This window comes from Pseudomonas sp. BF-B-26, from assembly GCF_019956495.1.
GTDB lineage: Bacteria > Pseudomonadota > Gammaproteobacteria > Pseudomonadales > Pseudomonadaceae > Aquipseudomonas.
Window position 1 is genome coordinate 53,535 of record NZ_JAHBDP010000073.1, and the last position, 19,156, is coordinate 72,690.

Sequence of the window (19,156 nt, forward strand, 5' to 3'; positions counted from 1 at the left end):
AGAGAGAAACAATCATGAGCCAGCCCAACGGCCTCCGTCCGCTCGATGGCATTACCGTCGTCAGCCTGGAGCATGCCATTGCAGCACCCTTCTGCACCCGACAACTGGCCGACCTTGGCGCCCGCGTGATCAAGGTCGAGCGTCCCGGCACAGGCGACTTCGCCAGAGGCTACGACCAACGCGTCAACGGCCTGGCCTCACACTTCGTCTGGACCAATCGTTCGAAGGAAAGCCTGACCCTCGACTTGAAGCAGGATTCGGCCACCGAGGTGCTGGACAGTTTGCTGGCCACTGCCGATGTGCTCGTGCAGAACCTGGCACCCGGTGCGGCCGCGCGAATGGGACTGTCATTTGAGGCGTTGCATCAGCGATTTCCGCGCCTGATTGTCTGTGACATTTCAGGCTATGGCATCGGTGGTCCCTATGAAAAGAAGAAGGCCTACGACCTGTTGATCCAGAGTGAGGGCGGATTCCTGTCCGTCACCGGCGGCCCGGGTGAGGACGAGATGGCCAAGGCCGGATGTTCGATCGCCGACATCGCGGCCGGCATGTATGCCTACACCGGGATTCTGTCTGCACTGCTGTTGCGTGGACGCACCGGCGAAGGCAGCCACCTCGATGTGTCGATGCTGGAAAGCCTGGTTGAGTGGATGAACTACCCGATGTACTACGCCTACGACGGCGCGCCCCCGCCACCTCGTGCCGGCGCCGCACACGCCACCATTTACCCCTACGGTCCTTTCCCCATTGGGGACGGCACCACCGTAATGCTGGGTTTGCAGAACGAACGTGAATGGCAGCTGTTTTGCGACAAGGTGCTCCTTATGCCGGAACTGGCCAAAGACGAGCGTTTTTCTGCCAACTTCAAGCGGGTGGAAAACCGTCAAGCGCTGCGACAACTCATCGTTGATTCGTTCTCCACACTCAACTTCGATGCTGTGTTTGATCGGCTGGAACATGCGCAGATAGCCAACGCGAAGGTCAACGACATGCAAGGGGTTTGGGACCATCCACAACTTCAGGCCCGTGATCGCTGGCGGGAAGTCGAGACCTCTGTCGGCATCGTTCCGAGCCTGATACCACCAGGCAGCAATAGCGCGTTCGAGCCGCGTATGGATGCCGTGCCGGGCCTTGGCCAACACACCGAACAGGTGCTCAAGGAATTGGGGCTGGGGACGGAGCGCATTGAAGAAATGCGTGCCGCCGGGGCCATCTGACTGCAACGAACAACTATTTTCGAGTGAACACTGCCCCATGAAGATCCTGGTAGCTGTGAAACGCGTTGTGGATTACAACGTCAAGGTTCGTGTCAAGGCGGACAACTCCGGCGTCGACCTCGCCAACGTCAAGATGTCGATGAACCCGTTCTGCGAAATCGCAGTGGAAGAAGCCGTACGCCTGAAAGAACTCTCGATAAAAGAGGGGCGTGTTGCGACTGAAATCGTCGTCGTCTCCATCGGCCCGTCCACCGCTCAAGAGCAACTGCGCACCGCGCTGGCTCTGGGTGCCGACCGCGCCATCCTCGTCGAATCCGCGCAAGACCTGACTTCGCTGGCCGTTGCCAAGCTGCTCAAGGCTGTTGTCGACAAGGAACAGCCTCAGCTGGTGATCCTTGGCAAACAAGCCATCGACAGCGACAACAACCAGACGGGCCAGATGCTCGCGGCATTGAGCGGCTACGGTCAGGGCACGTTCGCGTCCAAAGTCGAAATCAGCGGCGACAGCGTTGCCGTGACTCGTGAAGTCGACGGCGGCGCGCAGACAGTTTCCCTGAAGCTGCCGGCCATCGTCACCACTGACCTGCGTTTGAACGAGCCGCGTTACGCGTCCCTGCCAAACATCATGAAAGCCAAGAAGAAGCCTCTCGAAGTAGTGAATGCGGACGCTTTGGGCGTTTCCACCGCCTCCACCCACTCGACCGTGAAAGTCGAAGCGCCAGCTGCACGCAGCGCGGGTATCAAGGTCAAGTCGGTGGCTGAACTGGTTGAAAAACTCAAGAACGAAGCGAAGGTGATCTGAATGACGATCCTGGTGATTGCTGACTATTCAACTGACCAGCAGGACAACAAAGTGCTGGCTCCGGCCACGCTGAATACTGTCGCTGCCGCTACCAAAATTGGCGGTGACATCCACGTTCTGGTTGCAGTCCAAGGCGCTGGTGCCGTGGCTGAAGCCGCTGCGAAAATCGCTGGCGTGAGCAAAGTCCTGTCTGCTGAGAATGCTGCTTACGCGCATCAGCTTCCGGAAAACGTTGCTCCTCTGGTCGCCGAGTTGGGCAAGGGCTACAGCCATATCCTGGCTGCCGCTACTTCCAACGGCAAAAACATCCTGCCGCGCGTTGCTGCGCAGCTGGACGTTGACCAGATCTCCGAGATCATCTCGGTCGAAAGCGCTGACACGTTCAAGCGCCCGATCTACGCCGGCAACGCCATCGCCACCGTTCAATCGAACGCTGCGGTCAAAGTGATCACCGTGCGTGCTACCGGTTTCGATCCGGTTGCCGCTGAAGGTGGTTCGGCGGCTGTTGAAGCCGTTGCAGCTGCTCACGATGCGGGCATCTCCAGCTTCGTCGGCGAAGAACTGGCCAAGTCCGATCGTCCGGAACTGACCGCTGCCAAGATCGTCGTTTCTGGCGGTCGCGGCATGCAGAACGGCGACAACTTCAAACACCTGTACGCCCTGGCTGACAAGCTGGGCGCTGCCGTCGGCGCTTCCCGCGCTGCGGTCGACGCAGGTTTCGTACCTAACGACATGCAGGTCGGTCAGACCGGCAAGATCGTTGCGCCACAGCTGTACATCGCCGTCGGTATCTCCGGCGCGATCCAGCACCTGGCCGGCATGAAGGACTCCAAAGTGATCGTGGCGATCAACAAGGACGAAGAAGCGCCGATCTTCCAGGTAGCCGATTACGGCCTGGTGGCGGACCTGTTTGACGCGATACCTGAACTGGCCGCCCTGGCCTGATCACCGACCGACAGGAGCGAAACTTATGAGCAATATCGATTTTTCAGCGTGGGTCGGACGTCGTCAGGAAAGCCAGGACCGAATCAGCTTCAACCTGGTTAAACGCATTGCCGCAACCTTGAGCGAAGTGGCGCCGCAACCTGGCGAACCACTGCCGCCGCTGTGGCATTGGGCATTCTTTCAAGAACCGGTTGCGGCCAGCGAACTGGGCCCGGATGGTCATCCCGCGCTCGGCGGCTTCCTGCCACCGGCCCACAACCGTAATCGCATGTGGGCTGGCAGCCGAATTGAGTTCTACCAGCCTCTGAAAGTAGAGGCTGAGGTGACCTGTGTATCGACCATTCTCAATGTCGAAGAGAAGCACGGTCGGACCGGGTCGTTGCTGTTTGTCACAGTACGCCATGAGTATTTCCAGGACGGCCAACGCGCCCTGCAAGATGAACAGGACATCGTCTACCGCCAACCCTCCCCGCCCAAACTGAGCGGAACCGAAGCGATTCCTGAAGGCCAATGGCAAGAACAGGTCGAACCCTCCCCGACCCTGCTGTTCCGCTATTCCGCGGTCACCTTCAATGGCCACCGGATTCACTACGACTGGCCTTTCGTCACAGAGACCGAAGGCTATCCGGGGTTGGTGGTGCATGGTCCGTTGATCGCCACACTCAACTTGCGTGCCTTTACCAGGGCACACCCTACCGCGCGACTGGAGCGCTTCACCTTCCGTGGGCTCCGACCGCTGATTTCCCCCCAGCCTTTCGAGGTCGGCGGACGCTTGATCGACAGCAGCAAGGCGCAGGTGTGGGCTGGCAATCAGGACGGCACCGCACAAATCGGTGAAATCGAATTCAGCGAGGGAGAAACACCATGAGTGCATCGATCGTTCGCTCCGCCCTGTTTGTGCCGGCCACTCGTCCAGAGCGCATCCCCAAAGCCATCGCCAGCGGCGCGGACCGGGTCATTGTCGACCTCGAAGATGCCGTGCAAGAAAACCTCAAGCAACAGGCCAGGGATAACCTTGAGCGCTTCTTGAGTGAAAACCCTGACGCGCAGATTCTGGTTCGGGCGAATGCCCCGGATCACTGGGCGCACGCTGCGGATCTGGAGCTTTGCCGACGCCATGCCGGCGTGATCGGAGTTTTGCTGCCCAAAGCAGAAAGCGCAGCGCAAGTGTCCACCGCGGGTAGCACCGGCAAACCGATCTGGCCGATCATCGAGAGCGCCAAAGGCCTGGCGGCACTCAGCTCGATTGCCAGCGCCCAAGGCGTTGAGCGCTTGTCGTTCGGCAGCCTCGATCTGGGCCTGGACCTGAACCTGACCACCGGCAGTCCTGCCGCCGAAGAGATCCTCAGTCACGCCCGCTACGCCGTGTTGCTGTGGACGCGTGTGGCTGGCCTGGCGCCAGCGCTGGACGGGGTTTTCCCCTCAATTCAGGACACCTCAGGCTTGCAAAATGCCGTTCAGTTCGCCCGTGACATGGGCTTTGGCGGCGCACTTTGCATCCACCCCAGCCAAGTGGCGATCATTCATCAAGCGTTAAAGCCCAGCAATGAAGAGCTGCAGTGGGCACAGCGCATCATGGAAGCCGCGAGCTCAGGTGACGGCGTTTTTGTGCTGGATGGGCAAATGGTCGATGCGCCGGTCATTGGACGCGCGCAAGCCATTCTGATGCGCGCGATTTGACTCTGACAGCTCATCTGCTGCGTGCACCCGGAAGTAGAAATCAAGCCCCGAAACAACACGGGGCTTGATGTGAATCACACCTCATCAGAATTTACGTCCGCTACCAGGGTCTTGTTCACCTCCTTTGCGCCCTGCTTCTGAGGCTTTATCTCTGTCGTCGGCAAAGTTACCGCCGCGACCACTTCCCTGGCCGCCGCTGGTCGAGCGATCCGCATCGGTGGATTGCCGACCGCCCGAAGCCTGGCCACCTTTCTGGCCCGACTGCGAGGCTTTGTCGCTGTCGTCGGTAAAGCTGCCTCCGCGTCCTGCGCCCTGACCACCGCCGGACATACGGTCAGCATCTTTTGACTGCTGTCCGCCTGAAGCCATGCCACCTTTTTGGCCAGCCTCAGAAGCCCGTTGTGGATCGTTGGCAAAATTACCGCTTGATGCCTCCCCGCCTTTCTTGCCGGCTTCTGAGGCTTTGTCCCGGTCTTTGCCAAAGTTTCCGGGGTTGTTGTTTCCAGTGTTAGCCATTTTTGTTCACCTCTTTCTCAAGGACGAGCGCGTGTGCTCGCCTTCAATTACGAGGTCATCAAAAATCGAAAGTTTGAACGAAAATGCCCCCCTCGGGACGGGCGGAATGGACTAGATAGTTCCCGAAAAATCTGTCCTGAGCGACTGGCGGCACAGTCACCGCCGATCACCCTGCGATTGGATTATTTTTCAAAAGAGTTCAGATTTTTACTAGGTTATAAAGGCTTTTGAATCCCGCGAACGTCGTGCATGGGAGGTCAGTCGATGACCGAACACATCGTCCATTTTCACTGCCAGATCGATCAGGGAACGACCGAGCGCTTCAGGGATTGTTGTCTTGAAGCCATCGATCAAGGTGCCACGTCGCTGCTGTTGAACCTGTCCACGTGTGGTGGCAGCACCAATTTCGGCTTCACGCTCTATACCTTCCTGAAGTCATTGCCGGTGCCGCTGTGCGCGATTAATGCGGGCAACATCGAATCGATGGGCATTATCATGTTTTTAGCAGCAAGCCGACGCATCACGTCGCCGCATGCGCGCTTCCTGATTCACCCCATGAACTGGTACTTCAGTCAAAAATCGGTCGACCATCAACGCTTGCGCGAATACCTGTCGAGCCTCGACAACGACCTCGCCCGCTATGTACAGATTTTCAACCTCGAAACCGCTGAAGCAGAAACCAAACTCGATATTTTCCATTGCCTTTCAGCGGAAGAGAAAGTCATCGCAGCCCACGAATCCCTGGCCTACGGCATCGCTCATGAGATGCAGCAGATGGTCTTCGCCGACGATGTCAAACACTGGAAAGTCAGCGGTGGTTGAGGTCACCGAGGCCGGTTAAGAAACCCGCAATCCTGTAGCAGCTGCGTTGTGGCGAGGGGATTTATCCCCTCGCCACAACGCAGCTACAGGGTAGGCGTCGCTATTGATCACAAGGCTATTGCGCCGTTTCCATCAGCAATTGGTCCACAACTTGAGATAGCGCTGCTGGATCATCCTCTCCACCGCTTGCGAGTAGGCTGATCCATGGCGTAGTCGACCAGTAATCGGCGCAGCACGGGAAAAAACACCCGACTCAAACGCTCCAGTGGGTCTGCTAAACACTTTGAATTTTTTTTGACGCGCTCACTCCTTTGTCTATGAACATAAGGAGGGGTCTCATGAACCGCACTGATCTCTTCGTCATCGAGTACAAGCTCCATGGAGAGCCGAGATCCTTCATCATCCGGGCAAAGACAATGTGCAATGCGGATGCTTGGCATTGGGCGAGCTGTGATGCCGGATTGGCGCCTATTCCAAGACCCGGGAAACCGCCGCTTAAAGTCGTATCCAAACCCCAGGCTGAGCGGTACGGCGTCACTGATGTGAAATGGCGCGAGTCCGCAACACTGGATTGGACGGATATTTCGCCTTCATGAACGGTCCGGAACGAAGAGTCATACTCGATTGATGCGCTGAACATCCTGCTGACACCGATTGCTGGCGAAAGGTAGACGGACTCATGTGTGCATTCGCCGCCAAGTCGTCCATGCGTAGCGCATGGCGAAAGTTAAGTTTCAGCCAGCGCGGTACTGTCATTATTGATTAAGCGCTGACTCCATTAGTGCGCGGATCGTGACGCCACAAGCGTCACGATTCCGTGTGCCTCCCGAACAAGACCCATCACTCAATCCTTCACGCGCAATCAACGCCCCCTGAATCTGTTATCGGCTCAGCCGATGAAAGCCTGCGATTTATCGATTTGAGCTGTTGTTGAGGGTCCTCGATCATGGGCCACCTTCAACAACAAAAATAAAGGCCCCGCCATGACTGCCCGCTTCCACAATCCAGTTGATACCCGCTTCGGCTGGAGCAGCCTTCTCGAACTTGCCGAAATCACCGAAAACCAGAAAGTCGCTCTTGTGACCTTTCCCGAAGCTCGTGGGCTGGGATTAGTGGATCGCATTCAGGACCTGCTGGGCGACCGATTGGTGTACATCATCGAGGATGTCCAGCCCAATCCGGACGTGGCCCAGTTACGCGAAACTTATGAGCGTTTTTGGCAGGAGGCCGGCGACTGCCATACGATCGTTGCCGTAGGCGGTGGCAGCGCCATCGATACCGCCAAGGCGTTGATCGTGGGTACCGAATCGGGTTGCTTCGATGAGTTGCTCGCGTTGCTGGCAACCGGTAAACCCTTCGTCCCGGCGCGCAGCAAGTTGCTGATTGCAGCCCCGACCACGGCGGGAACCGGCAGCGAAGTCACCCCATGGGCGACTATCTGGGACTCGGCCAGCCACAAGAAATACTCCCTGCACCTGGAATGCACCTGGCCCAAGGTGGCCATTGTCGATCCGCAGTTGATGCTGACGGTTCCGGCCGGAGTTACCGTTTCCACGGGCCTCGATGCCCTGTCGCATGCACTGGAGTCGATCTGGAACATCAACGCCAATCCGATTTCGGACACCTACGCTATCGCTGCCATTGAGGACATCCTGCACTGCTTGCCATTGCTGCGCCGTGATTTGTCCAACAAGGAGCTGCGCTCCAGAATGGCGCTCGCGGCACTCAAAGCCGGGATGGCATTTTCCAATACCAAAACTGCACTGGCCCATTCGATCTCTTACGAAATGACCCTGCGCTATGGCCTACCGCATGGCATCGCCTGCTCCTTCACCCTCCCGCTGGTTCTGGGCCTTGCCTGGGGCCATGACGAAGCACGCGACCGAACGCTTCAACGAATTTTCGGCAATGACTTGCACAAGGCCCAAAGCCAGTTGCGCGAGTTCTTGCACAGCCTCGACGTGAAAACCGAATTTGCCGACTACGGCGTCACGGCAATTGAGGCTGAAGAGATGATCAATTTCGCCATGCAAGGCGCACGCGGCAAGAATTTCATCGGTTCACAAGCGGCCTAGCATCCGCCAGCCCAACCAAGCACCGCCAGCGGCGTAACGAACCGCGACGATTTCCTGCTGCACCCACAAAAGAGTGCACCCTCCGACGCCATTCGGAGGGACCGAACAATAATAAGGAAAAGATCATGAATCGTGCCCAAACCATGCCAGGTATCGCAGCATCCACCTCGTCGTTTCGAGTCGCCCAGTGGCGCATGCTGCTGGCGGCGATGTTCTGTTATCTGTTTTTCTACACGGGACGGCAAACCTTCGGTTTTGCCATTCCAGGCATTCAGGCCGAGTTCGGCTTTACCAAGGAACACCTTGGGTGGGCATCGGCTGCGATGCTCTGGGCCTATGCCATTGGCCAGGCCATCAACGGCAACCTCGCCGACAAGTTCGGCGGCCGACGCATCATGACCCTTGGCGCCGTACTGTCCTGCGGCGCCAACTGGGTGACCAGCTTCGCCGGTAGTTTTTCCGCGCTGATCCTGCCCTGGGGCATCAATGGATACTTCCAGGCATTGGGCTGGGCGCCAGGCAGTCGATTGATCTCCAATTGGTGGAGCGCCGGTGAGCGCGGCAAGGTCTATGGCTTTTATGTGTTCGCCGCCGGTTGCGCCTCGGTCCTTTCTTACGTGACCTCCATCGTAGTGCTTGAGGTCATGCATCTGGAGTGGCGCTGGATCTTCCGGTTGCCCGTGCTGCTGATGCTGGCGGGTGGCATCATTTTCTACCTGGTGGCGCGTGAACGTCCGCAGGACATGGGTTTCGAGCCGCTCGCCGATACCGGCGTCGCCAATGCCGATGACAAAAATCATGAAGTGGCACACGGCGAAGTCGAAACCTCCGCGCAACGCTACAAAGCCGTGCTGAAGAACTTTCGTTTGATCATCGCTGCGGTGTCCCTGGGTTTTCAGAACGCCGCTCGCTATGGCTTGATCGTCTGGGTACCGGTGCACTTTCTGGGTGCCAACTGGAAAAGCGGCGACAGCATGATCGATCCGAAGTGGATCACGGTTGCCCTGCCAGTGGGCATGGCCATCGGCGCGCTCAGTAATGGATGGATATCGGACAAGCTGTTCGGCTCCAAACGCTACCTGGCGATCATGCTCTACATGTTCCTGGGGGCAGGCACGAGCCTGTGGATGTGGACCCTTGCACCTCATAGCGCGACCGGTCTTGTGGCGTTGTTCCTTTGCGGTTTCTTCGTCTACGGCCCGGCGTCGAGTTTCTGGGCGCTCTGCCCTGACCTGGTCGGCGCAAAGCGCGCGGGCACCGCAACCGGCGTAATGAACTTCTCGTCCTATCTGTTCGCCGGCCTGGCGGAACCGCTGATCGGCAGTATGCTCGACAGTACCGGCAACACGTCTTTGATCTTCATCGTGGTGACGGCTGCATGCCTGTGCAGTGCGGTGGTCGCACTGTTCATCAGACGTTGATCGCCCGGCACTTAGACTTGAATCAACAGCGGCGGCTCAGGAACAGGATCTTCTATGTACCAGTACCACAAGTGGCTACGTTCCTTTCATGCGGTGGCGAAGACCGGCAGTTTCACCCTCGCCGCCGAGTACCTGAGCGTTGGTCAGCCGACTGTCAGTGAACAGGTCAACGCGCTGGAGAAGAAGTTCTCCGTGGAACTCTTTCATCGTCGAGGCCGGTTTATCGAAATGAGTTCGGCGGGACACAAGCTCTATGCGATCACCCAGGGCCTGTTCGGCCAAGAGGATGAAGCCGTGCAACTTCTGCAAAGTTTCAAGCAACGCAAAACCGGGATGCTGCGCTTGGGCGCGGTCTCCCCGCCCATTGCGATGAACCTGACTTACGAATTGATGCAGCGGCATCCGGACATTGAACTGGAAACGTCGTTTTCTCCCGAAAAAGAGACGCTGGATCGGCTTTTCAACTTCGATATCGATGTGGCGATTCTTGCGCTCTCCGAATTCGACCAGCGCTTTGATACGCAGCTTTACCGACGCTATCCGATTATTGCGGTGGTTCGCGATGACCATCCCTGGGCCCGGCAGAAAGAGGTGTACGTCGAGCAGATCAGCGACGAAAAGTGGGTCCTTAGGGAAAAAAGCTCACGCACCCGGCAACTGGTGGAAGAAAGCTGCAAGCGTCTTGGCGTCGATCTGAACTGCGTCATGCAACTGAACAGTCGCGAGGCGATCGTCCACGCCATCGCCAAGGGCATCGGTATCGGTTTCGTGTCGGCCGTCGAGTACGCCGAAACGCCAGGCACCAAGCCGATCACGTTTGTCGATCACCCGTTTTCGATCGACTACCACCTGTGCTGCCTGGGTATTCGCAGAAACCGGCCGATGATCGCGGAGTTGTTCGACTCCAGCCCCATACCGACCACCTGATTCCGTAACGCGTTTCAACCATCAATAGGCTTACCTCCCGGTGACGGGAGGGACGGCCTTCCCCTACCCAAAATTGGAGATTCACCATGCACTACAAACAACCTTCCCAACTGCAAGCCGTGGTCCTGGACTGGGCAGGCACCGTCGTTGATTTCGGTTCCTTTGCACCGACTCAAATCTTCGTCGAGGCGTTCGGCGAGTTCGGCGTTGCCGTCTCCCTGGAAGAGGCCCGCGGTCCGATGGGCATGGGCAAGTGGGATCACATCCGCACCTTATGCAACCAGCCACAGATCGCCGAACGCTACCGTGCGGTCTTTGATCGCCTGCCGACCGATGAGGATGTCACCGCGCTTTACGAGCGTTTCATGCCGCTGCAGATCGAGAAAATCGCCCTGCACTCCGCGCTGATTCCTGGGGCACTGGACGCCATCAATGCGTTGCGCGACAAGGGCCTGAAAATCGGTTCGTGTTCCGGTTATCCGGCAGTCGTGATGGAGAAAGTTGTCGAGCTGGCGCGCAAAAACGGCTACGTCGCCGACCACGTAGTAGCAACCGACGAAGTGCCCAATGGTCGCCCGCACCCGGCCCAGGCGTTGGCCAATGTGATTGCTTTGGGGATCAGCGATGTCGCCGCATGCGTGAAGGTCGACGACACCTGGCCGGGTATTCTCGAAGGTCGAAGCGCCGGCATGTGGACCGTCGCACTGACCTGTTCCGGCAACGCACTGGGCTTGACCTACGATCAGTTCAAGGCCCTGCCCTCTGACAAACTGGCCGAAGAACGTGCCCGCATCACCAAGATGTTCGAAGGTTCTCGCCCGCACTACCTGATCGACACCATCGTCGAATTGCCGGCCGTCATCGAAGACATCAATGCCCGCCTGGCGCGCGGTGAAACCCCTCAAGGTTGCTGACGCCACCTGTTGAAACTGACAGTGGCCGTCCATGGACGGCCACAACTGAATCAATCGCGCGTATCGCATGGGTCATGTCTGTGGACCCACTGCTACCCCCTGCACCACGCCGCGTTCGGCGGCCTCGATGCTCGACCACCCTCTTCGTTCGCCCCAACCGCAGATGTCTGAAATATATGAAGAGTTACCGCTCTGGATGCATTGTTCAAATCGGTTGATTCGAGGTCTGTATCGGCCAAATCGATACGCGCTACTAATAAGCTCAGCTTATTTATGAAATACAATAAAACGATTTTTCTTATTTGTAATTCATTGTTTATATCCACCCATGCATCACTCCTCACCACAAAAACAATACCGCCGGAGAAGATCATGACCAAAGCCGAATTCCCTGCCCCGCAGCCGCTTGCAACGCCAGCAATGGGCGAACCCTATCTACTGACCCCAGGCCCGCTCACCACCTCCAAAGCCACCAAGGAAGCGATGCTCCGCGACTGGGGATCATGGGACGGTGCCTTCAATCAGGTCACCGCTGAAGTTCGCCAGAAATTGCTGAGCATGGCTGGCGTAGAGGACGACAGCTTCGCCTGCGTGCCTCTGCAAGGTAGCGGCAGCTACTCGGTTGAAGCCGCTCTGGCCACCGCCATCCCGCGTGATGGCAAAGCCTTGGTGCTGATGAATGGCGCCTACGGCCAGCGCGCCACCAAAACCCTGGAATATCTCGGCCGCGCCTTCATTTCTCTGGACAAGGGCGACTACCTGCCACCGCAGCCCGATGAAGTTGATGCCCTGCTCACGGCCAATCCAGACGTGACCCATGTGTTTTTGGTTCATTGCGAAACCAGCTCCGGCATCCTCAACCCGCTGCGCGAGATCGCCGACGTGGTGAAGGCCCACGGCAAGAGCTTGATCATCGACGCCATGAGCACCTTCGGCGCTGTGCCGGTGACCGTCAATGAAATCGCCTTTGATGTGCTGGTGTCTTCGGCCAACAAGTGCATCGAGGGCATCCCGGGCTTCGGCTTCGTGATCATCCGTCGCAGCGTACTGGAGTCCGCCAAGGGTCGCGCCAACTCGTTGTCCCTCGACCTCTACGAGCAGTGGATCTACATGGAGCGCACCGGTCAGTGGCGCTTCACTCCACCGACCCACAGTGTGGTGGCGTTTCACAAAGCGCTCGAACAGCACGCAATTGAAGGCGGTGTGCAAGGTCGTCAGGCGCGCTATACGCGCAACCGCGACGTGCTGGTGAGCGGCATGCGTGAACTGGGATTCCGCACCCTGCTGGAAGACTGCTGGCTGTCGCCGATCATCACCACGTTCTTTTGCCCCGAGCATCCGAACTTTGAGTTCATGCGTTTCTACGATGAGCTCAAGACCCGCCAATTCATCATCTACCCGGGCAAGCTCACGCAGGCCGAAAGCTTCCGCATCGGATGCATCGGTCAGATCGACGAATACATCGTTCACCAACTGCTGCGTGCCATTGCTGACAGCCTCGTGGCGATGGGCGTGGACATGCCAAAACCGGCAGCCTGACGACCCCTTTCAAGATCCCTGCCGATTCGAGCATAGGTGCAATGGGTAGCGCCTCTGGGCGGGGATCTTTTTTTAAACCATGGATTCGGTGACGTATCGCTCGGCAGCGCCGGGCAGGAGTCAGCGACCGCAGTCATTCATAACTTGAAGCCTGATGCCATTCTCGCGGCCATCTGATCGATGCCGTGCGTCTGGACAGACTTGTGCACCGAAAACAAAAACAAAAACCGACCAATTTGCGCTGTCTGGCACCACATACGGGATCAGTACACCATGAACAACACGACAAGCCCTCTCGCAAGCGGCTGGAAATCTCTTCAGCGTTGGCGCGTGCAGATTTTTCTGATCACTTGGGTGGCTTATGCCGCCTTCTACTTCACCCGCAAAGCGTTCTCTGTCGCCAAACTTGGTATTGGCGAAGACCCAAGCTTCATGCTCGAAAAGGCCATGATGGCCAATCTCGACGCCCTTTACCTGACCGCTTATGCCGTGGGCCAGTTTCTTTGGGGCAACTTCTCTGACCGTTTCGGCCCAAGAGTCGTGGTACTGAGCGGTCTCGTCGTCTCGGCCATAGCAGCACTGCTCATGGGTACCTACGCCACCTTACCGATATTCGTCTCCTGCATGCTGGTACAAGGTCTGGCTCAGTCCACCGGCTGGTCAGGTCTATGCAAGAACGTCGGCAGTTTCTTCAGTACAGGCGTGCGTGGCCGCGTGCTGGGGTACTGGAGCACCTCTTATGCCTTTGGCGGGATGGTGGCCACTCCGTTTGCCGGTTGGTGGGCCTACAACGCCTACCACGACTGGCGCATAGCGTTCATCAGCAGCGCCGTCGTGGTGCTGGTGGTGGCGGTGTTGTTCTTTTTCCTGCAACGCAACCAGCCGGAAGACGTAGGTCTGCCGCCTGTCGAGATCGAGATCGAACCCGTCAGCAATGTCGTCGTTCCGCGCGAAAGCATGTGGGCTGGCTTGCGCACCGTGATGAAAAATCGAACCGTGCTGGTTCTCGGCCTTGCCTATTTCATGCTCAAACCCGCGCGCTACGCCATCCTCCTGTGGGGCCCGGTCATCATCTACGAACGCATGCCCGAGATTGGCAAGGTCGCATCCGCCATCGTCCCGACCTCCTTTGAACTGGCGGGACTGATCGGTCCCATCCTCATCGGTATCGCATCAGATAAATACTTCGGCGCCCGTCGTATACCGGTGTGCGTCCTCAGCCTGGTGGTCCTCACCGTTTGCCTGGCTCTGTTCGTTCCCGCCATGCAAAGCGGAAGTCTGTACCTGGTGGTCGGCCTGCTGTTCATGATGGGCCTGACGCTCTACGGGCCGGACTCGATGATCAGCGGCTCCGCGGCCATCGACTTCGGCAGCAAGGACGGAGCGGCGTCCGCCGCAGGTTTCGTCAACGGTTGTGGTTCGGTCGGTGCAGTCCTCGGTGGCCTGCTGCCGGGTTACTTCGACACCATCACCGTGTTCATGGTGTTCACCGGCGCTGCACTCCTGGCCATCTTGATGTTGCTGCCGTTTTGGAACAGCCGCCCGAAAACTGTGGAAAGCCAACTGTCTGTCTCGATCCCGGTACAACCGGTCATCGTCGGCACCAACTCCTGAACTCGTCGTACCCACTTACCCTTCGCTGGAGCGATCATCATGAACTACAAACAACCTTCCCAACTGCAAGCCGTGGTCCTGGACTGGGCGGGCACCGTCGTTGATTTCGGTTCCTTCGCACCGACTCAAATCTTCGTCGAAGCCTTCGCCGAGTTTGGCGTAGCGGTTTCCCTGGCCGAAGCCCGTGGACCGATGGGCATGGGCATGGGCATGGGCAAGTGGGACCACATCCGCACTTTGTGTAACGAGCCTCAGATCGCCGCACGTTACCAGGCCGCCTTCGGTCGCCTGCCGACCGATGAGGATGTCACTGCGCTTTACGAGCGCTTCATGCCCTTGCAGATCGAAAAGATCGCCCTGCACTCGGCGCTGATTCCTGGTGCACTGGATACGATTGATGCCTTGCGCGACAAGGGTCTGAAAATCGGTTCGTGCTCCGGTTACCCAGCGGTGGTCATGGAGAAAGTCGTCGAGCTGGCGCGCAAAAACGGCTACGTCGCCGACTACGTCGTGGCGACTGACGAAGTGCCCAATGGGCGTCCGCACCCGGCTCAGGCCTTGGCCAATGTGATTGCTTTGGGGATCAACGACGTCGCCGCTTGCGTCAAGGTCGACGACACCTGGCCCGGCATTCTCGAAGGTCGAAGCGCCGGCATGTGGACGGTCGCGCTGACCTGTTCCGGCAACGCACTGGGCCTGACCTACGAAGAATTCAAGGATTTGTCCCTGGAGGAATTGGCCGAGGAACGCGCGCGCATCGTCAAGATGTTCGAAGGCTCCCGCCCGCACTACCTGATCGACACCATCGTCGATCTACCGGCCGTCATTGAAGACATCAATGCGCGTCTGGCACGCGGAGAAACGCCTCAGGGTTCCTGATCCCGCACGGCTTGTGTAACTGACAGCGGCCGTCTCACGGGCGGTCGCAACCAAAAAACAACAAGAGAACCTCGCCATGAACTACGCCCACCCTGGCACTCCAGGTGCCATCGTTTCCTTCAAGTCCCGTTACGGTAACTACATCGGCGGCGAGTTCGTCGCACCGGTCAACGGTCAGTACTTCACCACTACCTCGCCGGTGAATGGCCAACCGATTGCCGAATTCCCGCGTTCCAGCGCCGAAGACATCGAAAAAGCCCTCGACGCTGCCCATGCGGCGGCCGATGCCTGGGGCAAAACCTCGGTTCAGAACCGCTCGCTGGTGCTGCTGAAAATCGCCGACCGTATCGAACAGAACCTCGAACTGCTGGCCGTCACCGAAACCTGGGACAACGGCAAAGCTGTGCGCGAAACCCTCAACGCCGACATCCCGCTGGCCGTCGACCACTTCCGCTACTACGCCGGTTGCATCCGTGCGCAGGAAGGCAGCTCGGCCGAAATCAACGAACACACCGCGGCCTATCACTTCCATGAACCGCTGGGCGTGGTCGGGCAGATCATCCCGTGGAACTTCCCGATCCTGATGGCCGCCTGGAAACTCGCCCCGGCCCTGGCGGCCGGTAACTGCGTGGTGCTCAAGCCGGCCGAACAAACGCCGCTGGGCATTACCGTGCTGATGGAGCTGATCGGTGACCTGCTGCCACCGGGCGTGCTGAACGTGGTGCAAGGCTTCGGTAAAGAGGCCGGCGAAGCACTGGCCACCAGCAAACGCATTGCCAAGATCGCCTTCACCGGCTCGACCCCGGTCGGCTCGCACATCATGAAATGCGCCGCCGAAAACATCATTCCGTCCACCGTGGAGCTGGGTGGCAAGTCGCCGAACATCTTCTTCGAAGACATCATGAAGGCCGAGCCAAGCTTCATCGAAAAAGCCGCCGAAGGCCTGGTGCTGGCGTTCTTCAACCAGGGCGAAGTCTGCACCTGCCCTTCCCGCGCCCTGGTGCAGGAATCGATCTACGACGACTTCATGAAAGTCGTGATGAAAAAAGTGCTGTCGATCAAACGTGGCGACCCGCTGGACACCGACACCATGGTCGGCGCCCAGGCGTCCGAGCAGCAATTCGACAAAATCCTCTCGTACCTGGAAATTGCCAAGGGCGAAGGCGCCGAGCTGCTGACCGGTGGCAAGGTGGAAAAACTCGAGGGCAACCTGGCGACCGGGTATTACATCCAGCCGACCCTGCTCAAGGGCACCAACAAAATGCGCGTGTTCCAGGAAGAAATCTTTGGCCCGGTGGTGAGCATCACCACCTTCAAGGACGAAGCCGAAGCCCTGGCCATCGCCAACGACACCGAGTTCGGCCTGGGCGCCGGCCTGTGGACCCGCGACATCAACCGCGCCTACCGCATGGGCCGCGCGATCAAGGCCGGTCGTGTGTGGACCAACTGCTACCACCTGTACCCGGCGCATGCCGCGTTCGGCGGTTACAAGAAGTCCGGCGTGGGGCGTGAAACCCACAAGATGATGCTCGATCATTATCAGCAGACCAAAAACCTGCTGGTGAGCTACGACATCAATCCGTTGGGCTTCTTCTGATTCGGCGCGATACCGCGTAACGGCTATCGCGGGCAAGCCTTGCTCCTACAAGAGCATGGCTTGCCCGCGATGGCGTCCTCAATGACACACCGAACATTCAAGGACTGGATGCCCTGCTCCCCTTGATCGATCCTTTGGAGTCCTCGATGAAAATCCGTTACAAGGTGAGCCTTGTGGCTGCTTGTGTGTTGTTCGTGACAACCAGTTTGCTATCGCTGGTTCAGGTAGAGCAGATACGTACGATTTTGCGTCACCAGGTCGAGGCGAGCATCTCCGAATCGAGCAACGCGGTGGCACGTCAGATCGAAAACTGGCTGAACGGCAAACTTCGCTTGATTGACTTAGCGGCCCAGGCCATCGACAGCCAGTACAGCCCAGAAGCCACCCAACGCATTATCGAATCCCCAATATTGCAGGACCAATTCGAAGTGGTATTCGGTGCCCTTCAGTCCGATGGAAAACCCATCAAGAACAACGCATCCTGGAACCCGAAACCTGACTATGATGGTCGCTCGCGACCTTGGTACGCGACCGGCAAGGCGGGCAGCCAGGCCGTTTTAACCGAGCCCTACAAGGCCTCGACCTCCAACGAAATCCTGATCTCGGTCGTCACCAGGATCAGCGATGCGGGTCAGTTTCTTGGCGTACTGGGTGGTGACATCCGCCTGAACACAGTTGCCGAGGCCATCAATACACTGGATTTCGGTGGGGCCGGTTATGCATTCTTGCTGAGCAAAAATGGCAACATCATTTCCCACCCGGACGCTGAACTGAACGGCAAACCCTACAGCCAGCTTTTCGCCGGCAGCGTTCTGCCTCTCGACAGTCAGCTTCAGGAAGTCAGCAGCGGTGGGAAGTCCCTCCTGGTGTCCTTCATTCCGCTCTCCAATCTCAAGGGCATGGATTGGTACATCGGTGTGGTGCTGGATCAGGACATCGTGATGGCCGCAGCCCACATCCTGAGTTGGCGGGCCGTCATCGGTACCGGCCTGGGCGTGCTGATCAGCCTGTTGGTGTTGGGCCTGCTGGTCAGGCGGCTACTGCGGCCCCTGGATCAACTCAAGGATTCGTTGGCCGACATCAATCGCGGAGAAGGCGACCTGACCCGCCAACTGCCCGTGGTCGGCAATGATGAAATTGCGCTGGTCGCCGGGGAGTTCAACCAGTTCCTGCAGAACCTGAAAACACTCATTGGCGATGTGAAAAACAGCTCGCAACACGTCCGCGAGAGCACCACAGCGACGTCGTGTGAAGCGGATCAGGCAGCCAACCGCGTACAGGTTCAATTGCAAGAACTGGATCAACTGGCCACCGCCATGACCGAGATGGCCTCGACCGCCGAGGATGTGGCGCGCAACGCTCAAGCCGCGGCCGAGGCGGCAGTCGCTGCCAACGAGGAAACAGCAGACGGGGTAGCCCTGGTCTCCAGGTCGACGGGGGCGATCAAGCGGTTGGCTGAGGAGATGGACGCCACCGGTCATGCGATCAATGAGTTGTCCACGCTCAGTCAAAGCATCGAATCCATCGTCGCGGTCATCACCAGCATCGCCGACCAAACCAATTTGCTCGCGCTCAATGCAGCCATCGAGGCGGCGCGTGCCGGCGAATCGGGACGCGGTTTTGCCGTGGTGGCTGATGAGGTGCGCTCACTGGCTTCGCGAACCCAGCAATCCACGCAGGAAATACGCGAGATGATCGACCAGTTGCAGACGGGCGTGAAACACGCCCAAGTGCAAATGCAGCAGAGCCGCGACACGGCCAGCAAGACGGCCGGGGATGCCAATGCAGCCAATGAAACCCTCGAGCGCATCCGTGAGGCGATTTATCGGATCAATGACATGAACCTGCAGATTGCCGCGGCGGCTGAAGAACAAAGCGCCACGACCGAAGAAATCAATCGCAACACGACCAATATCCGCGACATCAGCCTTGAAGTATCCGGCAGTGCGGACAAACAGGTTCGTCAATGTTCAGTGATGGTGGACCACGTCGGCCAGCAGGACAAACTGCTCAGTCGCTTCCGGATTTGAGTGTTGCAATGGCCCGAACGCTTGGGCTCCAAACCCGTTACAGACCACAAGAACAACTATTCCACCGAGGTAACAAAGATGAGTGCGGCTTCTCTGTATCCCGTTCGTCCCGAGGTTTTGGCCAACACGCTGACTGACGAGGCGACCTACAAGGCCATGTACCAGCAGTCGGTCGTTA

At 58.3% G+C, this 19,156-nt stretch carries 18 protein-coding genes; 17 read left to right on the forward strand and 1 reads right to left on the reverse strand.

The genetic code is table 11. The features are described from left to right. Positions 1 to 14: 14 nt before the first annotated feature. The 5 genes from KGB03_RS14960 to KGB03_RS14980 are packed head-to-tail and all read left to right on the forward strand — an operon-like array spanning position 15 to position 4,644. The gene (locus KGB03_RS14960) at positions 15 to 1,217 is read left to right on the forward strand and encodes a CaiB/BaiF CoA transferase family protein (protein WP_223527405.1); all 1,203 of its coding nucleotides are present in this window, start codon (positions 15 to 17) and stop codon (positions 1,215 to 1,217) included. A 37-nt stretch (positions 1,218 to 1,254) separates the two neighbouring features. Beyond that, positions 1,255 to 2,019 (forward strand): electron transfer flavoprotein subunit beta/FixA family protein, encoded by a 765-nt coding sequence (locus KGB03_RS14965; RefSeq protein WP_223527406.1) that lies wholly within the window; start codon positions 1,255 to 1,257, stop codon positions 2,017 to 2,019. Beyond that, positions 2,020 to 2,964: an electron transfer flavoprotein subunit alpha/FixB family protein gene (locus KGB03_RS14970; protein WP_223527407.1), complete on the forward strand. Its 945-nt coding sequence runs from the start codon at positions 2,020 to 2,022 to the stop codon at positions 2,962 to 2,964. It abuts the gene before it with no gap. A gap of 25 nt (positions 2,965 to 2,989) precedes the next feature. Further along, entirely contained in the window at positions 2,990 to 3,832 is an 843-nt protein-coding gene (locus tag KGB03_RS14975) for a MaoC family dehydratase N-terminal domain-containing protein (RefSeq protein WP_223527408.1), read from the forward strand. Then, a complete protein-coding gene (locus KGB03_RS14980) occupies positions 3,829 to 4,644 on the forward strand; it encodes an HpcH/HpaI aldolase/citrate lyase family protein (protein WP_223527409.1) in 816 nt (271 codons plus the stop codon). The genes KGB03_RS14975 and KGB03_RS14980 overlap by 4 nt, the downstream gene beginning before the upstream one ends. Before the next feature lie 84 nt (positions 4,645 to 4,728). On the opposite strand, the gene KGB03_RS14985 is transcribed toward KGB03_RS14980, so the two are convergent. Beyond that, positions 4,729 to 5,160: a general stress protein gene (locus KGB03_RS14985; protein ID WP_223527410.1), complete on the reverse strand. Its 432-nt coding sequence runs from the start codon at positions 5,158 to 5,160 to the stop codon at positions 4,729 to 4,731. A gap of 264 nt (positions 5,161 to 5,424) precedes the next feature. Here KGB03_RS14985 and KGB03_RS14990 point away from each other — a divergent pair, with 264 nt between their 5' ends. The 12 genes from KGB03_RS14990 to KGB03_RS31350 all read left to right on the forward strand — a co-directional run. Next, positions 5,425 to 5,982: an ATP-dependent Clp protease proteolytic subunit gene (locus tag KGB03_RS14990; protein WP_111449600.1), complete on the forward strand. Its 558-nt coding sequence runs from the start codon at positions 5,425 to 5,427 to the stop codon at positions 5,980 to 5,982. Positions 5,983 to 6,320: 338 nt separating this feature from the next. Next, entirely contained in the window at positions 6,321 to 6,578 is a 258-nt protein-coding gene (locus tag KGB03_RS14995) for a DUF6555 family protein (protein WP_223527411.1), read from the forward strand. A gap of 387 nt (positions 6,579 to 6,965) precedes the next feature. Continuing rightward, positions 6,966 to 8,057 carry an iron-containing alcohol dehydrogenase PsrA gene (psrA, locus tag KGB03_RS15000; RefSeq protein WP_223527412.1) on the forward strand — a complete coding sequence of 364 codons (1,092 nt, stop codon included), beginning with the start codon at positions 6,966 to 6,968 and terminating at the stop codon, positions 8,055 to 8,057. Between the two features lie 125 nt (positions 8,058 to 8,182). Continuing rightward, positions 8,183 to 9,478 (forward strand): MFS transporter, encoded by a 1,296-nt coding sequence (locus KGB03_RS15005; protein WP_223527413.1) that lies wholly within the window; start codon positions 8,183 to 8,185, stop codon positions 9,476 to 9,478. Between the two features lie 54 nt (positions 9,479 to 9,532). Then, positions 9,533 to 10,405 carry a LysR substrate-binding domain-containing protein gene (locus KGB03_RS15010; RefSeq protein WP_008154442.1) on the forward strand — a complete coding sequence of 291 codons (873 nt, stop codon included), beginning with the start codon at positions 9,533 to 9,535 and terminating at the stop codon, positions 10,403 to 10,405. Positions 10,406 to 10,491: 86 nt separating this feature from the next. Next, positions 10,492 to 11,319 (forward strand): phosphonoacetaldehyde hydrolase, encoded by an 828-nt coding sequence (gene phnX / locus KGB03_RS15015; RefSeq protein WP_223527414.1) that lies wholly within the window; start codon positions 10,492 to 10,494, stop codon positions 11,317 to 11,319. Positions 11,320 to 11,691: 372 nt separating this feature from the next. After that, a complete protein-coding gene (locus tag KGB03_RS15020) occupies positions 11,692 to 12,858 on the forward strand; it encodes a 2-aminoethylphosphonate--pyruvate transaminase (RefSeq protein ID WP_223527415.1) in 1,167 nt (388 codons plus the stop codon). A 273-nt stretch (positions 12,859 to 13,131) separates the two neighbouring features. Next, a complete protein-coding gene (locus tag KGB03_RS15025) occupies positions 13,132 to 14,472 on the forward strand; it encodes an MFS transporter (protein WP_008154447.1) in 1,341 nt (446 codons plus the stop codon). Positions 14,473 to 14,511: 39 nt separating this feature from the next. After that, entirely contained in the window at positions 14,512 to 15,351 is an 840-nt protein-coding gene (phnX, locus tag KGB03_RS15030) for a phosphonoacetaldehyde hydrolase (protein ID WP_223527416.1), read from the forward strand. A gap of 76 nt (positions 15,352 to 15,427) precedes the next feature. Further along, positions 15,428 to 16,948 carry an aldehyde dehydrogenase family protein gene (locus KGB03_RS15035; RefSeq protein WP_134104693.1) on the forward strand — a complete coding sequence of 507 codons (1,521 nt, stop codon included), beginning with the start codon at positions 15,428 to 15,430 and terminating at the stop codon, positions 16,946 to 16,948. Positions 16,949 to 17,094: 146 nt separating this feature from the next. Continuing rightward, the gene (locus KGB03_RS15040; RefSeq protein WP_223527417.1) at positions 17,095 to 18,978 is read left to right on the forward strand and encodes a methyl-accepting chemotaxis protein; all 1,884 of its coding nucleotides are present in this window, start codon (positions 17,095 to 17,097) and stop codon (positions 18,976 to 18,978) included. 78 nt (positions 18,979 to 19,056) lie between these two features. Beyond that, the coding region (locus KGB03_RS31350; protein ID WP_248679717.1) for a hypothetical protein at positions 19,057 to 19,156 on the forward strand (100 nt) is incomplete at its 3' end.

Bases quoted from the DNA above. Each gene is read 5' to 3' on its own strand.
- KGB03_RS14960 (WP_223527405.1), top strand. From the start codon at position 15: ATGAGCCAGCCCAACGGCCTCCGTCCGCTCGATGGCATTACCGTCGTC.
- KGB03_RS15010 (WP_008154442.1), top strand. From the start codon at position 9,533: ATGTACCAGTACCACAAGTGGCTACGTTCCTTTCATGCGGTGGCGAAG.
- KGB03_RS14965 (WP_223527406.1), top strand. From the start codon at position 1,255: ATGAAGATCCTGGTAGCTGTGAAACGCGTTGTGGATTACAACGTCAAG.
- KGB03_RS14970 (WP_223527407.1), top strand. From the start codon at position 2,020: ATGACGATCCTGGTGATTGCTGACTATTCAACTGACCAGCAGGACAAC.
- KGB03_RS15005 (WP_223527413.1), top strand. From the start codon at position 8,183: ATGAATCGTGCCCAAACCATGCCAGGTATCGCAGCATCCACCTCGTCG.
- phnX (WP_223527414.1), top strand. From the start codon at position 10,492: ATGCACTACAAACAACCTTCCCAACTGCAAGCCGTGGTCCTGGACTGG.
- KGB03_RS14985 (WP_223527410.1), bottom strand. From the start codon at position 5,160: ATGGCTAACACTGGAAACAACAACCCCGGAAACTTTGGCAAAGACCGG.
- KGB03_RS15040 (WP_223527417.1), top strand. From the start codon at position 17,095: ATGAAAATCCGTTACAAGGTGAGCCTTGTGGCTGCTTGTGTGTTGTTC.
- KGB03_RS14995 (WP_223527411.1), top strand. From the start codon at position 6,321: ATGAACCGCACTGATCTCTTCGTCATCGAGTACAAGCTCCATGGAGAG.
- phnX (WP_223527416.1), top strand. From the start codon at position 14,512: ATGAACTACAAACAACCTTCCCAACTGCAAGCCGTGGTCCTGGACTGG.
- KGB03_RS14975 (WP_223527408.1), top strand. From the start codon at position 2,990: ATGAGCAATATCGATTTTTCAGCGTGGGTCGGACGTCGTCAGGAAAGC.
- KGB03_RS14980 (WP_223527409.1), top strand. From the start codon at position 3,829: ATGAGTGCATCGATCGTTCGCTCCGCCCTGTTTGTGCCGGCCACTCGT.
- KGB03_RS14990 (WP_111449600.1), top strand. From the start codon at position 5,425: ATGACCGAACACATCGTCCATTTTCACTGCCAGATCGATCAGGGAACG.
- KGB03_RS15035 (WP_134104693.1), top strand. From the start codon at position 15,428: ATGAACTACGCCCACCCTGGCACTCCAGGTGCCATCGTTTCCTTCAAG.
- psrA (WP_223527412.1), top strand. From the start codon at position 6,966: ATGACTGCCCGCTTCCACAATCCAGTTGATACCCGCTTCGGCTGGAGC.
- KGB03_RS15025 (WP_008154447.1), top strand. From the start codon at position 13,132: ATGAACAACACGACAAGCCCTCTCGCAAGCGGCTGGAAATCTCTTCAG.
- KGB03_RS15020 (WP_223527415.1), top strand. From the start codon at position 11,692: ATGACCAAAGCCGAATTCCCTGCCCCGCAGCCGCTTGCAACGCCAGCA.